Annotated in this window: 15 protein-coding genes; 6 read left to right on the forward strand and 9 right to left on the reverse strand. The window is 41.2% G+C overall.

Annotation, left to right across the window (positions count from 1 at the left end):
- Nucleotides 1–79 precede the first annotated feature (79 nt).
- The 3 genes from B4Z47_RS15440 to B4Z47_RS15450 all read right to left on the reverse strand — a co-directional run bounded on the left by B4Z47_RS15440 (nt 80) and on the right by B4Z47_RS15450 (nt 3,288).
- Nucleotides 80–805: a TMF family protein gene (locus tag B4Z47_RS15440; protein ID WP_159332612.1), complete on the reverse strand. Its 726-nt coding sequence runs from the start codon at nt 803–805 to the stop codon at nt 80–82.
- Nucleotides 806–1,554: 749 nt separating this feature from the next.
- Nucleotides 1,555–2,379 (reverse strand): class I SAM-dependent methyltransferase, encoded by an 825-nt coding sequence (locus B4Z47_RS15445; protein ID WP_159332613.1) that lies wholly within the window; start codon nt 2,377–2,379, stop codon nt 1,555–1,557.
- A gap of 69 nt (nt 2,380–2,448) precedes the next feature.
- The gene (locus tag B4Z47_RS15450; RefSeq protein ID WP_286727526.1) at nt 2,449–3,288 is read right to left on the reverse strand and encodes a helix-turn-helix domain-containing protein; all 840 of its coding nucleotides are present in this window, start codon (nt 3,286–3,288) and stop codon (nt 2,449–2,451) included.
- Nucleotides 3,289–3,559: 271 nt separating this feature from the next.
- Between B4Z47_RS15450 and B4Z47_RS15455 the strand changes: the two genes are divergently transcribed.
- The 3 genes from B4Z47_RS15455 (at nt 3,560) to B4Z47_RS24745 (ending at nt 4,547) form a co-directional block, all read left to right on the forward strand.
- Complete coding sequence (locus B4Z47_RS15455) at nt 3,560–3,859, forward strand: transposase (protein WP_145328042.1); 300 nt, start codon at nt 3,560–3,562, stop codon at nt 3,857–3,859.
- Between the two features lie 121 nt (nt 3,860–3,980).
- A complete protein-coding gene (locus B4Z47_RS15460; protein WP_262886153.1) occupies nt 3,981–4,223 on the forward strand; it encodes an IS3 family transposase in 243 nt (80 codons plus the stop codon).
- Between the two features lie 15 nt (nt 4,224–4,238).
- Nucleotides 4,239–4,547 (forward strand): DDE-type integrase/transposase/recombinase, encoded by a 309-nt coding sequence (locus tag B4Z47_RS24745; protein ID WP_159333489.1) that lies wholly within the window; start codon nt 4,239–4,241, stop codon nt 4,545–4,547.
- Nucleotides 4,548–4,740: 193 nt separating this feature from the next.
- On the opposite strand, the gene B4Z47_RS15465 is transcribed toward B4Z47_RS24745, so the two are convergent.
- Nucleotides 4,741–5,148 (reverse strand): Arm DNA-binding domain-containing protein, encoded by a 408-nt coding sequence (locus B4Z47_RS15465; RefSeq protein WP_070565854.1) that lies wholly within the window; start codon nt 5,146–5,148, stop codon nt 4,741–4,743.
- Nucleotides 5,149–6,713: 1,565 nt separating this feature from the next.
- On the opposite strand from B4Z47_RS15465, the gene B4Z47_RS15470 reads away from it, so the two are divergent.
- Nucleotides 6,714–7,586 (forward strand): phosphotransferase, encoded by an 873-nt coding sequence (locus tag B4Z47_RS15470; protein WP_236560332.1) that lies wholly within the window; start codon nt 6,714–6,716, stop codon nt 7,584–7,586.
- A gap of 164 nt (nt 7,587–7,750) precedes the next feature.
- A complete protein-coding gene (locus tag B4Z47_RS15475; protein ID WP_070565856.1) occupies nt 7,751–8,386 on the forward strand; it encodes a carbonic anhydrase family protein in 636 nt (211 codons plus the stop codon).
- A 293-nt stretch (nt 8,387–8,679) separates the two neighbouring features.
- Here the strand turns inward: B4Z47_RS15475 and B4Z47_RS15480 are convergent, their stop codons facing one another.
- The 3 genes from B4Z47_RS15480 to prfB form a co-directional block, all read right to left on the reverse strand.
- Nucleotides 8,680–9,981 carry a nucleotide sugar dehydrogenase gene (locus B4Z47_RS15480; protein WP_112375265.1) on the reverse strand — a complete coding sequence of 434 codons (1,302 nt, stop codon included), beginning with the start codon at nt 9,979–9,981 and terminating at the stop codon, nt 8,680–8,682.
- Nucleotides 9,982–10,015: 34 nt separating this feature from the next.
- On the reverse strand, nt 10,016–11,461 hold the full coding sequence (locus B4Z47_RS15485; RefSeq protein WP_286727527.1) for a glycosyltransferase: 1,446 nt from the start codon (nt 11,459–11,461) through the stop codon (nt 10,016–10,018).
- A gap of 454 nt (nt 11,462–11,915) precedes the next feature.
- A protein-coding gene (gene prfB, locus B4Z47_RS15490) for a peptide chain release factor 2 (RefSeq protein WP_112375267.1) occupies nt 11,916–12,999 on the reverse strand; the annotation gives its coding sequence in 2 pieces (ribosomal slippage) (nt 11,916–12,938 and nt 12,940–12,999; 1,083 coding nt in all).
- Nucleotides 13,000–13,216: 217 nt separating this feature from the next.
- Between prfB and pgi the strand changes: the two genes are divergently transcribed.
- The gene (gene pgi, locus B4Z47_RS15495) at nt 13,217–14,887 is read left to right on the forward strand and encodes a glucose-6-phosphate isomerase (protein WP_070565858.1); all 1,671 of its coding nucleotides are present in this window, start codon (nt 13,217–13,219) and stop codon (nt 14,885–14,887) included.
- A gap of 83 nt (nt 14,888–14,970) precedes the next feature.
- On the opposite strand, the gene B4Z47_RS15500 is transcribed toward pgi, so the two are convergent.
- Both B4Z47_RS15500 and B4Z47_RS15505 read right to left on the reverse strand, forming a co-directional pair.
- On the reverse strand, nt 14,971–16,887 hold the full coding sequence (locus B4Z47_RS15500) for a heavy metal translocating P-type ATPase (RefSeq protein WP_286727528.1): 1,917 nt from the start codon (nt 16,885–16,887) through the stop codon (nt 14,971–14,973).
- 212 nt (nt 16,888–17,099) lie between these two features.
- On the reverse strand, nt 17,100–17,441 hold the full coding sequence (locus tag B4Z47_RS15505; RefSeq protein ID WP_112375452.1) for a phage holin family protein: 342 nt from the start codon (nt 17,439–17,441) through the stop codon (nt 17,100–17,102).
- Nucleotides 17,442–17,569: the final 128 nt, after the last annotated feature.

Genomic DNA, 17,569 nt, shown 5'->3' on the forward strand with positions numbered 1-17,569 from the left:
ACAAAGTTGGGATCTGGCGATGAAGTTTGGATGACCAACTCGGCGCGATGGTCATGTTCAGGGATCAAACAGGATGGGATCAATCCTTCTTTTTAGGAACGATGACGAATAGTTGCCGATCTTCTGGAATTTTTACTTCCTTCTGTGAATTATCTTTACCTACAAAATAATTTTTAGCAGTATCTATACTGATCTTCTTTTTGTTATTGCTAAAATAATTGGACACAATTTTATAATAGGGACTGAGCATATCCTTTCGTAACAAGGGGGCGCCGTTAGGAAGCTTTAATTTTTGCATCTGTTGAAATAGGTCGATCACTGTGGTATGATAATCATCGTATATTTCGATCTTGCGCATTATCGTGAAATCGGATAGCTTTTTATTCTCCTCCTGTAGTTTTGCGATCAGTTCATCTTTTTCCTTGAGAAGAATATCATTTGGGCGAACATTCCACCTGTCCTTTGGTGATAGGAAATCCAGAAATCCGCTCAGCTTTTTGATATTGGAAACGTAAAGTGGATGTTTCTTGGAAAATGGGTTCTGGTGATTGAAGTAATCTATCCTGGTAGAAACGATGTACCAAAGGTGGGAAAAGAACTCCTTCTCTGTTCGGTCTCCAGCCGATAGATAATATTTTAGATGGTACCTATAGTAATCATCAAAAGATTTCTCTTTCATACCGTATATCTTCAGTGGGAAATGATTGTCTTCATAGCCCCTTTTAAGTCCCATGATAGTTCCCAGTTTAAATGGATGTGGATCGAAATCGAAAGCTCTTCTGGGTTTAAAGTAATATAATGCCATAACTCTAATTTAGCGAAAAAATATTTTCTTAATAAAAAGATGGATATGGCCTGTTTAGTGTAAGAAGTTATATTCGGCAAATCTGTCTGAGGTTTTCAACTTTTTTGTATATTAAAGAGAGAAAGGACGCCAAGGCGTTTCATCTTCTTTAATGAATTTTTTCATATTTAGGTTTTATAATGAAACTCCTGCTTTAGTCTCCCAATGACAGGCAGGAGTTTTTTATGCAGTCCCCTTATTAACTCCTCATATTTTTATATAGTTATCTGGCCTATTGTTAAGGAATCGAATATGATTTAAAGTATACTACTCAGTATACCAAAAATGAGCTTTACGATATTGTAGAGGCTATAGAGTATCCCCGGAGGATACTCTAAACCCCATTTGCAGGGCATGGGGCAAGAAAAGTAGGGCTCTGCCCAACTTCTGCTTGCTCTAATGACTCGTCCTGAAATAAGTTTACACATTTCTTTTAAAATTTAATCAATTTCCTGAAACAGCTTTACAGCTTAATGACCTGGACCAACTATTCGCTGTACCAGCAGGATCCGGAGGTGACGGCCAACAGTGCAGGCGACGCCTACTAGAACCAGTGTGTTGTGAATCTAGGAATCTAGATCAGCCTGTAGGCTAGATGCGCACTGGTATTGCGCAAGCATCAGGTAACCAAGCAGAGCGGCCTACCTCCGGGTATGTTTCCGGAAGGTAGTGTATGTAAAGGCTGCTTGTCAGCCATTGAGGCGGGGGACTTACCTCAGTCCCAGTTGCCAGGTCTCCTGGACTTTGCCCCGGCTTTTGAGTAGCTCCAGCTGTTCACCCGTGGCTGCCGCCAGTAGCTTGTGCAGGCTGCTGTATTTGTCAAATTCGGGCGGGTACTTTTCGAGCACCCGGAAGCCTTGATCATAAAAGAACTGCTCGGCCTGGTCGAAAGACTCGAAGTAGTTGGCGTGCACGTTGTTTTTCCGGAAGAAATCGTTCCATTGTCCGTCTCTGTCGCTTCCCACGGCATGGGTCTCATGCCGGATATAAATATCGGCGGTGGTCCAGGTGCCGCCCTGCCGCTCGAGCAGCCTGCGGATATGCTGTAGGATCTGCTTTTTGTCTTCATCGTCGAAATACAGCAGCAGCCCCTCATTGATGATGGCGAGGTCGCTGCTGGTCTCCGGATTGCTTTCGGCGTGCAGGACGTCGAGCGGCTGTAACTGCAGGTTTTGCGGGACAGCCTGCTGCATGGTACTCAGCATATCACTCTTCTGGCTGATGATGGCCGGCAGGTCCGTGTCGATGTAGCTGGCGTCGGGGTGCTTGCGGGCGTAGTCCAGACCGCGCAACGAGAAGCCCGCGGAAAGCTCGAGTACGGTAGGTGCTGAGGTCTTTTCCAGAAAGTAATCTAGGGAGCGGTACCGCATTTCGAAGTGCACCACGCTTGCCCAGAAACCAAAATCCTGTTGCGGAGCGGCAGGGATTTCGATGCCGAAATAGGCGGCTACCTCTTCCGCAAAGGGAATGGAGCCTGAGGCCGCTTTGAAGGCCAGCAAGGCGCTGGCGGTATCTGTTACTTGTTTTAATCTCATGATTGTGTGTTTTTTTCTGCAAAGTAACAGCTCCCCGGGATGGCAAAATAGGAAAAAGTAGACCTATCGTTATTTGTTGAAGGCATTGCCCAGCTGGTTGGGGGCGCGCATGAACTGCCGGGGCCGCTGTGCGAATACCTTGCGGAAGTTTTGCAGGAAGTGGGATTCGTCATAGTAAAGGTCATACAGATGGTCTTTGTTTTCCCTTTGATGATCACGGATATAGAGGTTGTACATCGCCTGCAGGCGCACGATGGAAGCATATTCTTTCGGTGTCAGGCCGACCTGCTGCTTGAACAGCTTATTGAGATGTCTCTGCGAGCCGGGAATATTTTCGAATACCTCCCGGATTCGGATATTACCCTTATGCTGGTCGATGGCATCCACTGCACTGATGACGCGCCCATCGGCTGCAAACTGTATCCGCTCGGCCAGCAGCTGCAGCAGCGAACCGATACTGTCCGCAGGCAAACCAGTGCAGGAGTCCAGTACCATGCTGCCGTCCCGCTTCAGGCGGGAGATGGACGCTACCCTGTTGACTAATGTGGGCATGGCAGCACCTGCGATGGCATAATAGCCATAGGGCCTGAAGGTGATGCCGATGGAGCTGACCGGGACAGAACCGCGGAGCACAATATTTTTGTTGTGAGGGCCCACCAGATGCAGGTCGTACAGCGGATGATGAAAGACCGTGTCGTCCACGACATGCTCGTAAGTACTTTGGTAGTTCCACAGCAATACGCATTTACCGGTCGGGATCACTAGGGCCTGCTCGTGCTCGGGGAGCTGCTCCGGGCTTTCGAACGACCAGATGGACTCAATCAATGGAGATAAACTGTCAGGTACGGGATAATACTGCATGCCGGCATGTAAAAAAGCAAATATCGGAATAATGGGCCAGTCGCGCAACAGGGGCTTCGTGAATTCTGATAGCGGTAAGTTAACTTATTTTTTCCAACCTTTTTGTGTACAGGAGATGTTCAGACCGTAGCAATCATTCCCGAAAGGGGCTAATATCTCGATTCTTCGGCAATATTTTTAATGTCAGTTGACAAAAAGTCGAATACTAAGACTAACTTTCTGTAGGTAAATCTATATCAGTTGAATCATAGACAGCATCGTGTGGAGTTGCTACTTTTGGTGCGAGACAGATTTAATAAGTAATTTAAAATTTGTAGAGTTGCATAGAAGGTTTGATGATTCATTTAAGATAATGGCAGTGGATCTGAGCGTTGTTAGAGGGTCAGTGGCAGAAGTTGCAAAGGAGCTGGATATAGGACCCAGTTTGCTCAGTAAGAGGTGTAGAAACCCTCATTATAATGAGGATAAAGTTTTCCCTGATAATCCTAAAATTAGCACTGGGGAACAGGAGTTGAGGATTTTACGTAAAAAATTAAGAGATGCAGAGTTAGAGTGTGATATATTAAAAAAGGTCATAGCCATCTTCTCCAGGGGAGACGATACATATACCGATTCATAGAGGCTAACCGAGAGGTAAATTACGTAGAGAAGATGGCGAGGTATTGAACGTTAGCAGCAGTTGTTTTTACCGTTGGCAAGTTTCTCCCGAGTCACCTAGGGAACAGCAAAGTAAATCACTCGTGGATAAAATAAATCAGGCACACATGGATAGTAAGTATATCTATTGTAGCCCACGGATATCCGCAGAGCTGCACAAAAAAGGTGAAAAGGTGTCAAGAAGCTATGTTGAAGGGTTGATGAAGAAACATGGAATACGAAGTAAGGTGAAGAAAAAATTTAGGGTGGCCACAGATTCGAGCCATAGCTACAGGATAGCTGAAAATCTCCTCAAAAGAGATCTTTCGGCGGATTCCCTGTCGTAGAAATGGGATGGAGTCATTACTTACATCCATACAAGTACAAGATGGCTTTATCTAACAACATTCATCGATCTAGCGGACAGAAAAGTGATCGGATGGTCTTTGAGCACTGACATGACCGCTACAAACACTACCGTAGAAGCCATCAGGATGGCTATTAGAAACGGAGGTGTCAAAGTTGGCCTTATCTTCCATTCGGATATAGGGATGCTATATGCTTGCGATGAATTCAGGAAGATAATTGTAGAAAACAGGAGACTTCAAATCATGAGCAAGAAGGCGAATTGCTGGGACAACGTAGCAGCTGAGAGCTTTTCAAGACATTAAAAGCTGAAATTGTCTACCATAGAAAATTAATGGATCAGCAGTCAGCTAGATTGGAAATCTTTTGATACATTAAAGGGATTTTACAATACCCAAAGAATACATTCTGCTCTGCGGTATAAAACCCCTAAGCAGATCGAGGAGATGCTATTGGAAAGAGAAAGGGTCTGTAAAATGAACTGTGTCAAGGCTTGCTTCACCGCCCCACGGGGCGTGAAGTGACCATCTTTTCAAAATCCTCATTCTGTTCTTTAAATACTTTAAGAATGGCATCATCCATTACACCAACCCCTAAAAAGGACAGCTTTACTTTTTGTGCAGTTGCAAAGCCTTCATCCTTGAGCATATCATCGTAAATCTTGTTGATACGCACACGAATATTGTCCAATTTGAGATTGGTACCCAGGGCCTGGGCACTTTTACCTAAAACTCTTCCGTGCTTTAAATCCCAATTATTGGGGTTGATGTCCAGTTTGGTACTAAAGGATTTTGGTATTCCGTCAATAGTGATACGTCCCATAACAGGCACGTTTCCGTTCTTCTTAGGTTCATTCTTCTTCAGGTAGAAAAGCAGTTTGAACGTGGATCTTTTCTCTTGTTCCATAACTCAATTGTTTAACGTTTAAAATTAAATTTTATTGAGTTACAAGGGAATATGAAAATTTGTTCAAATGACTGAAATATAGATTGTTATATTATCATTCGGTTGGTTGTACTCAGTAACGATTTAGTAACCTAACCTTGTAATTTTAAGCCCAAAACTTGTCGGACACCTACTTCCAAATTTTGCCTCACGTTTTCTAAACTACTGTATATGAATGGTCTTAACCATTTTGCTTATTTTTGCTTTCTTCTAGTATTTTTTAAGAAAAAAAATGAACTGATATATCTTTTCTGTTGTTTTGGAGTCCAAAAACAACAGAAATTCCTTAGATAAACACTGTATATTTTTTTGATTTTCAGCGATACAAAGCAGACACTTTGCCTAATAACGTGAGACAAATAGTCAAAGGTTTTATCTTCGCAAGAGTGCTGTTCTTATTTTCCTTCGGTTCCGGAATTTATAGTTACGCATCGATTCCTAATCCAATACATGCATATTATTCCTCGATGTGTACATGCAAGTGAAAATTATGACAATAATGCTCTAAATAAGTGAAAACTTTGCGTTCCACTGGCTGTACCTCAGTTCTTTCATCGCAATAGGAGGTCTAGTGACATTTCTCTGTTAGAGGTGAAGACTCTCTGGACAAGACAATCGACATAACGGTTGCGCATCTTCAGGTCAAGTGTATCCTTGTTTGTTGGCCGATAGATTTACACATTTTAAGTTATACGGACGAGGAATTCAATCGGTTTTTCTCTTAGCAACGCCAGATCAGCCTCTTGTGGCAGTGATTTTCGATGGTTCGAGCATCATCGAGCCTTTCTATACTTTTTTTCGTGAGACAAACACAATTGTACAAAAAATTTATTGGTTAACGTGTCCTTTAATATATCATCCGCATGAATTAAAAAAGGGAAAACACCCTTTTGCGAGGCCGGACTTTTCTGCATTTAATTCTCACATCTCAGTCCTTCAACATTCCCCTCAACCTTGTTTCAGATCGTCGACAACGAATTTCTCTGCAATAAAATTTTAGTGCCCAAGATCAAGGTACCAAGTTTTGTAGCCTCCTATTCTTTCGGAAGAATCTGGCACATCTTAATTATTGGCTTTTGCACCGACATTTTGTTTCGAAGTGTTTGTTAGCCTCCTGTTTGAAAGATCAGGAGGCTTTTTTAAATTTTAACTTGCCAAGTTTAACGCAATTTGCTATATTTAAGTTGTATAGCAATTGCAGCTAAAACGTATGTCAAACCAGTGAGGGATTCAGTGAGTTGGGAAAACGAAAGTTTGTAAAACTCTGATAAAGAGATTATTGCCAGAAGAGTGTTATTCCCCTACGGGCTACAGATCGAAAGATTAAAAACTTAAAAAAGCTTGCAATTCATATTGCAAGCTTTTTTTATCTTTGAGTATCTACAAAACCAATACGAACTTCCAGAAAAAAAATGACAACATTTCCTGTTATAGCTTCTACTCTTTCTGCCAAACAATTAGGCGATTTTGTGATAAATAGATATGGCCTAGACGACAAATACCAATGTTCCTTATTCAGAACAGGAATGAACCATACGTATTTTCTTTCCAACAGCGAAACGAAATACGTTTTGCGCATTTATAGTCATAATTGGCGGTCAAAATCCGAAATTATTGAAGAACTTGAACTTTTGAAATCATTGAAGAAGAATAATTTAAGCGTTTCTTTTCCAATTGAAGATAAAGACGGAGGGTTCATTCAAGAAATAAATGCGCCTGAAGGAATCAGATACGTTGTACTTTTTTCCTTTGCTCAAGGGGAGAAAATTCGATTTATGGACATCGAAACGTGCTTTCGGATAGGTTCTCTAATGGCAAATATCCATAACCATACCGAAAACAAGAACATTAACCGTGTGTCTTACAATAAGAAGTCGCTTATAGAATTACCTTATGCGTATTTACAACAATTCTTCTCAGACAAGTTGCCAAAAATGGAATTCATCAAGGAGTTTGGCAGAAATTTTCAAAATTCAGATTTTGATCATACGAAAACCGGAATTATACATATGGATATCTGGTATGATAATATGGCTGTTACAGACGAGCATGAGATTACCATTTTTGACTTTGACTTTTGTGGAAATGGATGGCAAATTTTAGACGTTGGATATTTCTGCAAACAGCTGTTTTTCATAGAATCAGATAAAGAGCAGTATGAATTAAAAATCCAAAGTTTCCTGCGTGGATACCAAAGTAATAGACCTTTATCTGAAAAAGAGCTCAGGTTAATACCGAAAGCTGGCGCTGCTATTTTTATTTTTTATCTTGGCGTACAGGCGCAAAGATTTGATTGGTCCAATATATTTTTGACAGAAAACTATCTTAAAATGTTTGTCGGAAGAATTAAAGCTTGGATGGACTATTACGAAAAGAAAGAAGTCACTGTGGTTAAATAAGGCAAGATTAAGGAATATTAATTCGGTTTTACGTTGAAGGCTGGAAAACAACTCTTGCATAAGCGTTGGGTGAAACTATAAACCAATTACAGGTATTTTGTCTTGTTGGTAATTAAAATGTAACGTATTAATTTTACCTTTACTATTCCAAATAATATAATTTTATGAAGGCACATACGTACGAAACACAATCAACAATTACCCCACAAAAGGCATTGGACTTCCTGAAAGAAGGAAACCAGCGCTTTGTTAATAACCTGAAAGCTAACCGCGATCTTCTCGAACAGGTGAATGCTACACGTGAAGGGCAGTGGCCATTCGCCGTGGTGCTAAGCTGCATCGATAGCCGTACTTCAGCTGAACTTATATTTGATCAGGGACTGGGTGATATCTTCAGTATCCGGATTGCCGGAAATTTTGTCAATCAGGATATTTTGGGATCGATGGAGTTTGGTTGCAATGTGGCCGGTTCTAAACTTGTTGTCGTTTTGGGGCATACCAAATGTGGGGCATTAAAAGGAGGATTGGATGCGGCGCAGATCGAGGGTATGGGAATGGATAACCTAAATCATTTGATTAATCATTTCGACCCGATCATCAATGAAGTGATCGAGCAGGGGGAAGAACGTTCTTCTAAAAATAGTGTACTGCTTGAAAAACTAAATCAACAGAATATTAAACATGCAATCCGTGACATTCGCAAACAGAGTTCAACGCTCCGGAAATTGGAAGAAGAGGGTAAAATTAAAATTGTCGGAGCGAACTATGACGTCGAAACTGGTAGCGTAAGTTGGCTATAAGCCGAAAGGTCGTGTATACTTTTTAAGAATAAAAAGCATGACGGTCATTTGCTTGAATCCATGCGAATAGTTCTGTGTCATCTAACTGTTTCATGATTACCGCAATTTGTGTAACATCCCTAGTTTAATTAGGTTAAATTATAATTGTGGTGTTGAGTTAATATTAAAAACAGAAATATAGTAATGTTTTTTTATCAAACGATTGCACAAAATGCCAGATACTAAAAATCCTGATCTGCTTAAATTTTTGACAAGTAGATCAGGATTTGAAAAAAGACAATTAGAACGGATCTTTATAAGCGGGCATCTACAAATTTTCTGTCGAGTATGCCCTTGATATCAAAAACAACGGATGGGTTCTTTTTTAAATTATTGAGATCTAAATGTAAGAACTCTCGGTGTCCCACAGCCAGAATAACACTGTCATAATCTGCAGATTCGGGAAGATCCGATAATAGTTTTAAATTAAAATGTGATTTCACTTCATCTCTATTGACCCATGGATCATAAATGTCGACTTTTAGACCAAATTCTTGAAGATCCTGAATCATATCTATAACTTTACTATTTCTCATATCAGGACAGTTTTCTTTGAAGGTGATGCCCAATACTAACGCTTTTGCCCCTTCAAATTTGATGTTTTTCTGAATCATCAATTTCACCACTTTTGATGCGATGAAGGAGGCGATCTGATCATTTACTTCTCTTCCAGATAAAATAACATGTGGGTGATAACCTAGTTGAGTTGCTTTTTGAGCGAGGTAGTAGGGGTCTACAGAAATACAATGACCGCCCACTAGTCCTGGTTTAAAACGTAGAAAATTATATTTTGTGCCCGCAGCATCTAACACATCCTGTGTATCTATTCCTACACGGTCGAAGATTAGCGCGAGCTCATTCATAAAGGAAATATTTACATCGCGCTGCGCATTTTCGATCACCTTGGCAGCTTCGGCAACTTTGATTGAGGGCGCCAAATGTGTCCCGGCTTCAATAATATTCTTATAAAGTCCATCTACCACCAATCCTGCCTCAGGTGTACTTCCAGAAGTCACTTTCATGACCTTTTGAAGTGAATTTACTTTATCGCCTGGATTAATACGTTCTGGTGAATAACCAACAAAAAAATCTTGGTTAAATTTTAATCCCGAGCAACTTTCCAAAACAGGTATACACTCTTCTTCAGTACAACCAGGATAGACGGTAGATTCATAAATAACCAAATCGCCCGGATTTAATAATCCGCCAATCATTTTAGATGCCTCCAACAATGGTGACAAGTCTGGTGAATTATAGCGATCTATCGGAGTTGGTACAGTGACTATGTATACGTTTGCATCAGCAATGTCTGCGGTAGAATTACTCGCATCATATCCCTTACTTTGGTTTGATGTGATAAATAGCTCTCTTGCACGTTCCAGTTCTTTTTTATCAGCTTCCAGTGTACGGTCAACACCGCGCCTAAGTTCATCAATACGTGTTTCATTAATATCAAATCCAATCACGGGGAAATAATCGGAAAATGCTATTGCTAACGGCAATCCGACATATCCTTGACCAATGATGGCAATTTTTTTTACCTGAAAATCTCTCATATATAGCTGTAAATATACGTTCTTTGCTTTAAATTTAACCTCTTGTCAACCAACCTCTGCGTCCAGCTGTTGCTATGGCATAGGGTGTAATCCAGAATAAACTGAAGGCGTAGAATATACTGTAACTATATGCCCAGAAAGCTTCTTTGGCATCCGAGTTTTTGGAAGCAAAGAAATAGGCCTGGACGCTGGAAAATATTAAGATACCGACCAATGTTGAGCTTAAGAACATCAGTGGATAATGAAATACGGTCCATAACATCAGTAATATCATCGGATAAGACAATAACACTTTTTTCCATTGCATAAGCAATAAGATACGTGCTCCCCATTTAGGTCCCTGACGGAAATTCTTAAATGCAAATTGACTCATCGCAATGTTTTCACGCACGTTGCTTCGTTCCCAACGGATAAACATCTTGTACAGATTTTTGTAACGTACAGGTGTGTCGGTATAAACGTATGCGTTGGATTGAAATAGAACATGATACCCCTGTTTCAGGATCATATTGGTCATCGCGCGATCTTCACCGATATCAGACGGTTGTCCCATAAAAGTCTGGTTAATCCAATCTTCCAAACAGTTCATGACAGCCTCTTTACGATAGCCAGATAATGCTCCTGGTGTACACATGACAGTACCCAACATACTTTGTGCAGAACGCACAAACTCAAAACTGAATACGAAGCTCACATTCAACATACGCGGTATAATCGCTTTTTTAGTATTCAATACACGCACATTACCCGCAACTGCCCCACATTCCTTGTTTGTTACAAATGGACTCGCCATATTACGTATGGTATCCTTTTTAACAATAGAGTCACTATCAACCGTGATGAAAATCTCTCCCGTACCTAACTTAAATCCACGGTACAAGGCATGTCTCTTACCCATATTCTTGGGCTGCTGATAAATTTCAACACGATCGCCCAATTCCATTTTGGCACGTTGTATCCAAGCAAAGGTATTATCTTTACTACCGTCGTCGATTGCAATAATCTGCAATTTCTTCTCCGGATAATCGCTGCTAGCCAAACTATGTAAGGTATCATAAACTAATTGTCCTTCGTTATAAGCTGGAACGATAATCGTACAAGTCGGTAGCTCATCGTCCGATACTGAAGCAATGGGTTTATATTTACGATGCAGTACAATCAAAAAAATCAAAAAGCTGATAGCAACAACAGCAAGAAATATTCCCAACGCAATTAAAAATGTTCCGCCGATGCTGTCTAAACGTTGGAAACGTAATGCGTCAAAATCTGGTTGAAGCATGTATACGCCAAAAACTGACGCAAATAGTATAAAAAAAGTGGCTCCAAAAATACCATATTCTTTTGGTCCAAAGTTGCTTTCCTCGTTTTTGCTCACTGTGTGATCAGATCGCTTTTCTCCTGCATTTACATCATATACCGCAGGCTTCCATTGTTTGGCCATCTGCTTGGATACGATCGAGTTGTCTTTCATGTAATTCATAACCGTTCTATTTTAGATATACATTCTTTCGTTCAGTGTTTAAAGAGATACCGCTGTCGGTATCTTTTGTAATGAAAATATTACGATTCCATAAACGCAAAAGACATGCCTTTATTTCGTGCCAAAAATAAGCAATCCCTTCTAATTGTAACGTTCTTGATACAAATAATAAGTAATTAATCTGTTGATTTTTAGTGTTTTGTGATTTTATTGTAACAGAATTATGCCAAAATATAACGACGATTGATTCAATAGACTTTTAAGGTTTTTTAACATTTGCATGCAGATTGTTAAAAGAAATTGACAGTTTTTGTGACAAACTGTGTAGGAAAGGGGGCAATGTGCAGGTTGAAGAAATTCAGCTTAAGCCAAATAAAAAAAGCAAAGGATAGTACAAAAAAAAGACGCCTCCAAAGGGGGACGTCTTCAATATCATCAAGTTTCGGAATAGTCTTTATCCACCAAATTCCATTAGATAATTTTTTAGAAAATCATTTAGATCACCGTCCAGGACAGCTTGTGTATTGGAGGTTTCGTAATTGGTCCGTAAATCTTTAATTAACTTGTAAGGATGGAGGACATAATTTCGAATTTGGGATCCCCATTCGATTTTCTTTTTGTTTCCTTCAATAGCAGCGGTAGCTTCCTGGCGTTTACGCATTTCAATCTCATATAACTGTGATTTCAATAAGCGCATCGCATTTTCTTTGTTTTGTAATTGCGATCTGGATTCCTGATTTTTAATAATAATGCCAGTAGGTTTGTGGTGTAATCGAACAGCTGTTTCCACTTTATTGACATTCTGACCTCCTGCACCACCCGAGCGGAAAGTATCCCATTCGATTTCTGAATCCTTAACATCAATCTCAATATTATCATCAATCAAAGGATAGACATAAACAGAAGCAAACGAGGTATGGCGTTTTGCATTGGAATCAAATGGAGAAATCCGAACGAGCCTGTGTACACCATTTTCGCCCTTCAGATAGCCATAAGCAAAATCTCCGGATATCTGTAACGTTACACTCTTGATACCTGCAACATCACCTTCCTGCGAATCTTGTTCGGTCACCCTATACCCATTTTTCTCGCCCCACATAATATACATCCGCATCAGCATGGCAGCCCAGTCACAGCTTTCAGTTCCTCCGGCACCAGCTGTAATCTGTAAGATTGCATCCAGCTGATCCTCTTCGGCACTAAGCATGTTTTTGAACTCGAGCTCCTCGACTTTCTCTAAAGCTACTCTATATTGATCGTCCACTTCTTTTTCACTCGCGTCGCCAGATTGGAAGAATTCATACATAACATAGGCGTCTTCAACCGCCGCTGCAACTTCGTCGAAGTGGTCTGTCCATACCTTTTGGTTTTTTATGGCCAAGAGTATTTTTTCTGCAGCTTTGGAATCATCCCAAAAGCTTGCTTCAAGCGTAATAGCTTGATCTCTTTCTATTTCTTCTTTGCGTGCATCGATGTCAAAGATGCCTCCTCAGGGAAGTAACACGATCCCTCAAGTCTTGAATTTGTTCTTTTGTCATATCCGCTAAAGTAGAAATTTTAATTAATAAATTCGCGCTTCTATCTTAATAACTTCGCGTCCTATAGATGGTCAAATAGAGATAATTTGACCTTTTTTTTTTAGTTTTGGTATTGTCAACAGAATAAACCTTCATTTAAGGATCTACACGATGTGTAACAATGAAATACAGAAGGCTCTTATTGATGTTTAAAACAACTAATTTCAGTAAAAACAGTATGTTCCCAAAAATTAATTTTACAAAGACTGCGGCCTATACGAATCTAGCACAGCATTTTGGTTCTTTATCAGGGCTATCTAACAATAGCGAAAAAAATGATTTACGCACACTTTTCGCCGCAGATCCCGCACGTTTTGAGAAGTTCTCGATCGCTTTTGAAGATATACTTTTGGATTACTCCAAAAATCGGATTACTGCAGAGACAAAAGCGCTCTTGGTACAGCTGGCTAAAGAATGTGGTCTTGAAGAAGCGATAGCGGCTATGTTCTCGGGCGAGCGGATCAACGTGACCGAAAACAGACCGGTGTTACACACCGCTTTGAGAAACCAATCCGGCCAACCCGTATATGTGGATGGAAAGGACGTCATGCCTGATGTTAAACGAGTGTTGGCACACATGAGAACTTTCACCGAAGAGATTCTATCTGGCCAGTGGAAAGGATATACAGGAAAAGAAATTACCGATGTAGTTAATATCGGTATTGGAGGTTCAGATCTCGGCCCTGTGATGGTAACAGAAGCATTAAAAGCTTATAAGACGCGGTTAAATGTCCATTTTGTTTCTAATGTAGACGGTACGCACATTGCTGAAACATTGAAAGCTGTGGATCCTGAAACAACGTTGTTTTTGATTGCATCAAAAACTTTCACAACACAGGAAACGATGGCCAATGCCCATACCGCTAAAGATTGGTTTCTGGCCAGTGGTGCCCTTCAGGAAGATGTCGCTAAGCATTTTGCTGCATTGAGCACCAATACAGAAGCAGTACGTGCCTTTGGAATAGATACCCAGAATATGTTTGAGTTTTGGGACTGGGTGGGCGGACGTTATTCCCTGTGGTCTGCAATAGGTCTTTCAATCAGTTTGGCAATAGGCTTCGATAATTTCGAGGAACTGTTGAAAGGTGCCTATGAAGCGGATGTTCATTTTAAGGAAACCTCCTTTGAATCCAATATTCCCGTGATATTGGCTTTGCTTGGTGTATGGTACAATAATTTTTTCCAAGCGGAAAGTCACGCAATTCTTCCTTACGATCAATACCTACACCGTTTTGCCGCTTATTTCCAACAAGGGGATATGGAAAGTAACGGTAAGTATATTGATCGCAATGGTCAACAGGTGGATTATCAGACTGGACCGATTATCTGGGGTGAACCTGGTACGAACGGGCAGCACGCCTTCTATCAGTTGATTCACCAGGGCACCAAGTTGATTCCTTGTGATTTCATTGCACCTGCCAATAGTCTTAATCCGATCGGAAACCACCACCAATTGCTGTTGTCTAACTTTTTTGCGCAGACTGAGGCTTTGATGAATGGCAAAACGGAAGCCGAAGTGGTTGCTGAATTTAAGAAAGCCGGAAAGTCGGACCCGGAAATTGAAGCACTGAAAGCCTATAAAGTTTTTGAAGGTAATCGCCCAACGAATTCCATCCTATTCAAAAAAATGACGCCACGCACTTTAGGACGACTTATCGCATTGTATGAGCATAAGATTTTTGTCCAGGGTGTGATCTGGAATATTTATAGTTTTGATCAATGGGGTGTCGAGCTCGGTAAACAATTGGCCAATCAAATCCTCCCGGAATTAAGCGACGCCAATCCGGTTACAAGTCATGATTCTTCGACAAATGGATTGATCAATGCGTACAAAGCTTGGCGGGATTAAAATTGCTCTCTGTGATCTAAATTAGATCCGGGATGAAATAGAAGAAACGGGGCTGTTCAACTTTTGGACAGCCCCGCTTTTAGTTAGACTTTTTTCTGCTGGATTCGAATGGCATTTAAAATAGCCAAAAGTGCTACCCCAACATCGGCGATAACGGCTTCCCAGAGCGTTGCAACACCACCGGCACCAAGAACCAAGACAATGATTTTGATCCCCATCGCGAGAATGACGTTCTGCCAGACAATGCTTCGGGTAATTTTACCGATTTTGATGGCAGACAGGATCTTGTGGGGTTCATCGTTCTGGATCACCACATCAGCCGTTTCGATGGTTGCATCGGCTCCGAGTCCACCCATGGCAATGCCGACCTGCGCCAAAGCTACTACAGGTGCGTCATTTACGCCGTCACCTGCAAAGGCAACACGGCGACCTTGATCGATCAGTTGTTGTACATGATTTACCTTATCTTCCGGAAGGAGGTCCCCATAAGCTTTGTCTAGCCCAAGTTCTTTGGCAACTTCATTTACTACCGCTGTTTTATCCCCAGATAGCATGACGGTATATAAACCTTGAGCACGCATGGTTTGGATCACTTCCTTGGCATCGGGCTTAATCCGATCCGCCACAGTGATATAACCCGCATATTGATCTTCGATGGCAAGCAATACAATGGAGTAGGCCACTTGCCTTAGCTCTGCAGGATAGCTTATATTGAATTTGTCCAGTAACTTGCTGTTGCCTGCGAGTGTACGTTTTCCATTAACAGTGGCGAGGAGTCCGTGGCCTGCTATTTCCTGGGTTTTCTCAGCTTGCAATGCGGGCCTGCCGGGATGATAACTTGCGATCGCCTTTGCGATGGGATGTGTTGAATGTGCCTCGACAGCCTTAGCGTAACTCAGTAATTCCGTTGGATCTCGATGGACAGCAAAAACTTCCGTTACTTCAAATACACCCGCTGTAAGTGTCCCCGTTTTATCCATGACAATGGTATCGACAGCGGTGATGGCATCGAGGAAGTTCCCGCCCTTAAATAGTATGCCATTTCGGGAGGCTAAACCTATACCACCAAAATACCCCAAGGGAATCGAAACAACCAGGGCACAGGGACAGCTGATCACCAAGAAGACCAAACTCCGGTAGAACCATTCTTTAAAACTATAGTCCTGAACAAAAAACAGGGGTAAAATAAGAACCAAAAGCGCGAGGCCGAAAATAATAGGAACATATATTTTGGCAAATCTGGCAATAAACAATTGTGTTTTGGACTTCCGTGCGGTAGCATCCTGTACCATTTCGAGAATTTTGCTCAATTTGCTATCCTCAAATGTACTGGAAACCTCGATCTCAACAACCGTTTCCAGATTAATCATGCCTGCAAAAACAGCTTCGTCCTTATATTTTGTATCGGGCTTACTCTCTCCAGTCAATGCTGCGGTATTAAATGCAGCTTTCTCCGTTTTCAATTTACCATCCAGCGCCACTTTTTCTCCTGCTTTTACAAGGATAATTTCACCGATTGTGACGGTTTTTGGATTTACCTGCTGCTGTTGCCCGTTGCGCAGCACCGTTACTTTATCGGGACGGATATCCAATAGCGATTTAATTGATTTCTTGGCGTTATCGACGGCAGTATCCTGAAACCACTCTCCGATTTGGTAGAATACCATTACCGCGACACCCTCTTCAAATTCTCCAATGGCGAAAGCACCCAAGGTTGCAACGGTCATTAAAAAAAATTCATTAAAAATATCACCGCGGCTTGCCTTGCGCAATGCCATTTGAATAACGGGGATTCCCGCGAGAAGGTAGGCAACGCTATTTAAGGTCAAGCTGATGCCAAAGGGAAGGCTGATCTTAAACGCATATTTCAATAGGAGTAAAGTAAGTAAGATGACGAGAGCCATGACCAGCTTACGCTGGGTAATCCACCAAGGCTGTTCCTTTGTTGTAAGACCGTGCTCCGGTGTGGCATGGCTATGCTCGTGGTTGTGTTCGCACATATATCAGCGGTTCTTTATGAGAATTAAATTTAGCGAATTCTGCTGTAAAAAGCGAGGGAATGGGGATAAACTCATCCATAAAGACGACTATTTTAGAGGAATCGGACCGGTAAAAAATATATTTCAACTGATAGGTTATTTCAATGGAGGAATGTGAAAAAGGGCTATCCAATTTTTTGGATAGCCCCTTATGCTATGTAATGAATGTACTCTTAATCTTTTGACATACTGCCAATAATCATTTCCAATATGGCAACGACAATGGCAAACAGCGCTGCGGTCCAAAATCCATGTACATCAAATTTGGAGCCGAGAAGTGAATCGGTCAACAAGACCATTAATACGGTAATAATAAAGGAAACTAGACCCAAGGTAATCCAATTCAATGGGAAAGTAAATAACCTTAAAATCGATCCCACAGTGGCGTTGACAAATCCAATGACAAGTCCTGTAACGATCGCCCAGCCGAAACCAGCAACTTCCGCACCAGGGACAACCCAGCAAGCAATTGCGACTACCAGGCCAGTAACTAAAAGACTAATAATAAATTTCATAATATGTGCTAATTTATAACGAGTAAATAAAGTAATAATATAATACTTATCGTACAAACCCAATGCCAAACTTTGTTTAAATTATCGTTTTTAATCTTTGGGGTTAGATGGATGGATGGATGGATGGA

The sequence above is a fragment of the Sphingobacterium sp. UBA2610 genome (assembly GCF_002339225.1).
GTDB lineage: Bacteria > Bacteroidota > Bacteroidia > Sphingobacteriales > Sphingobacteriaceae > Sphingobacterium > Sphingobacterium multivorum.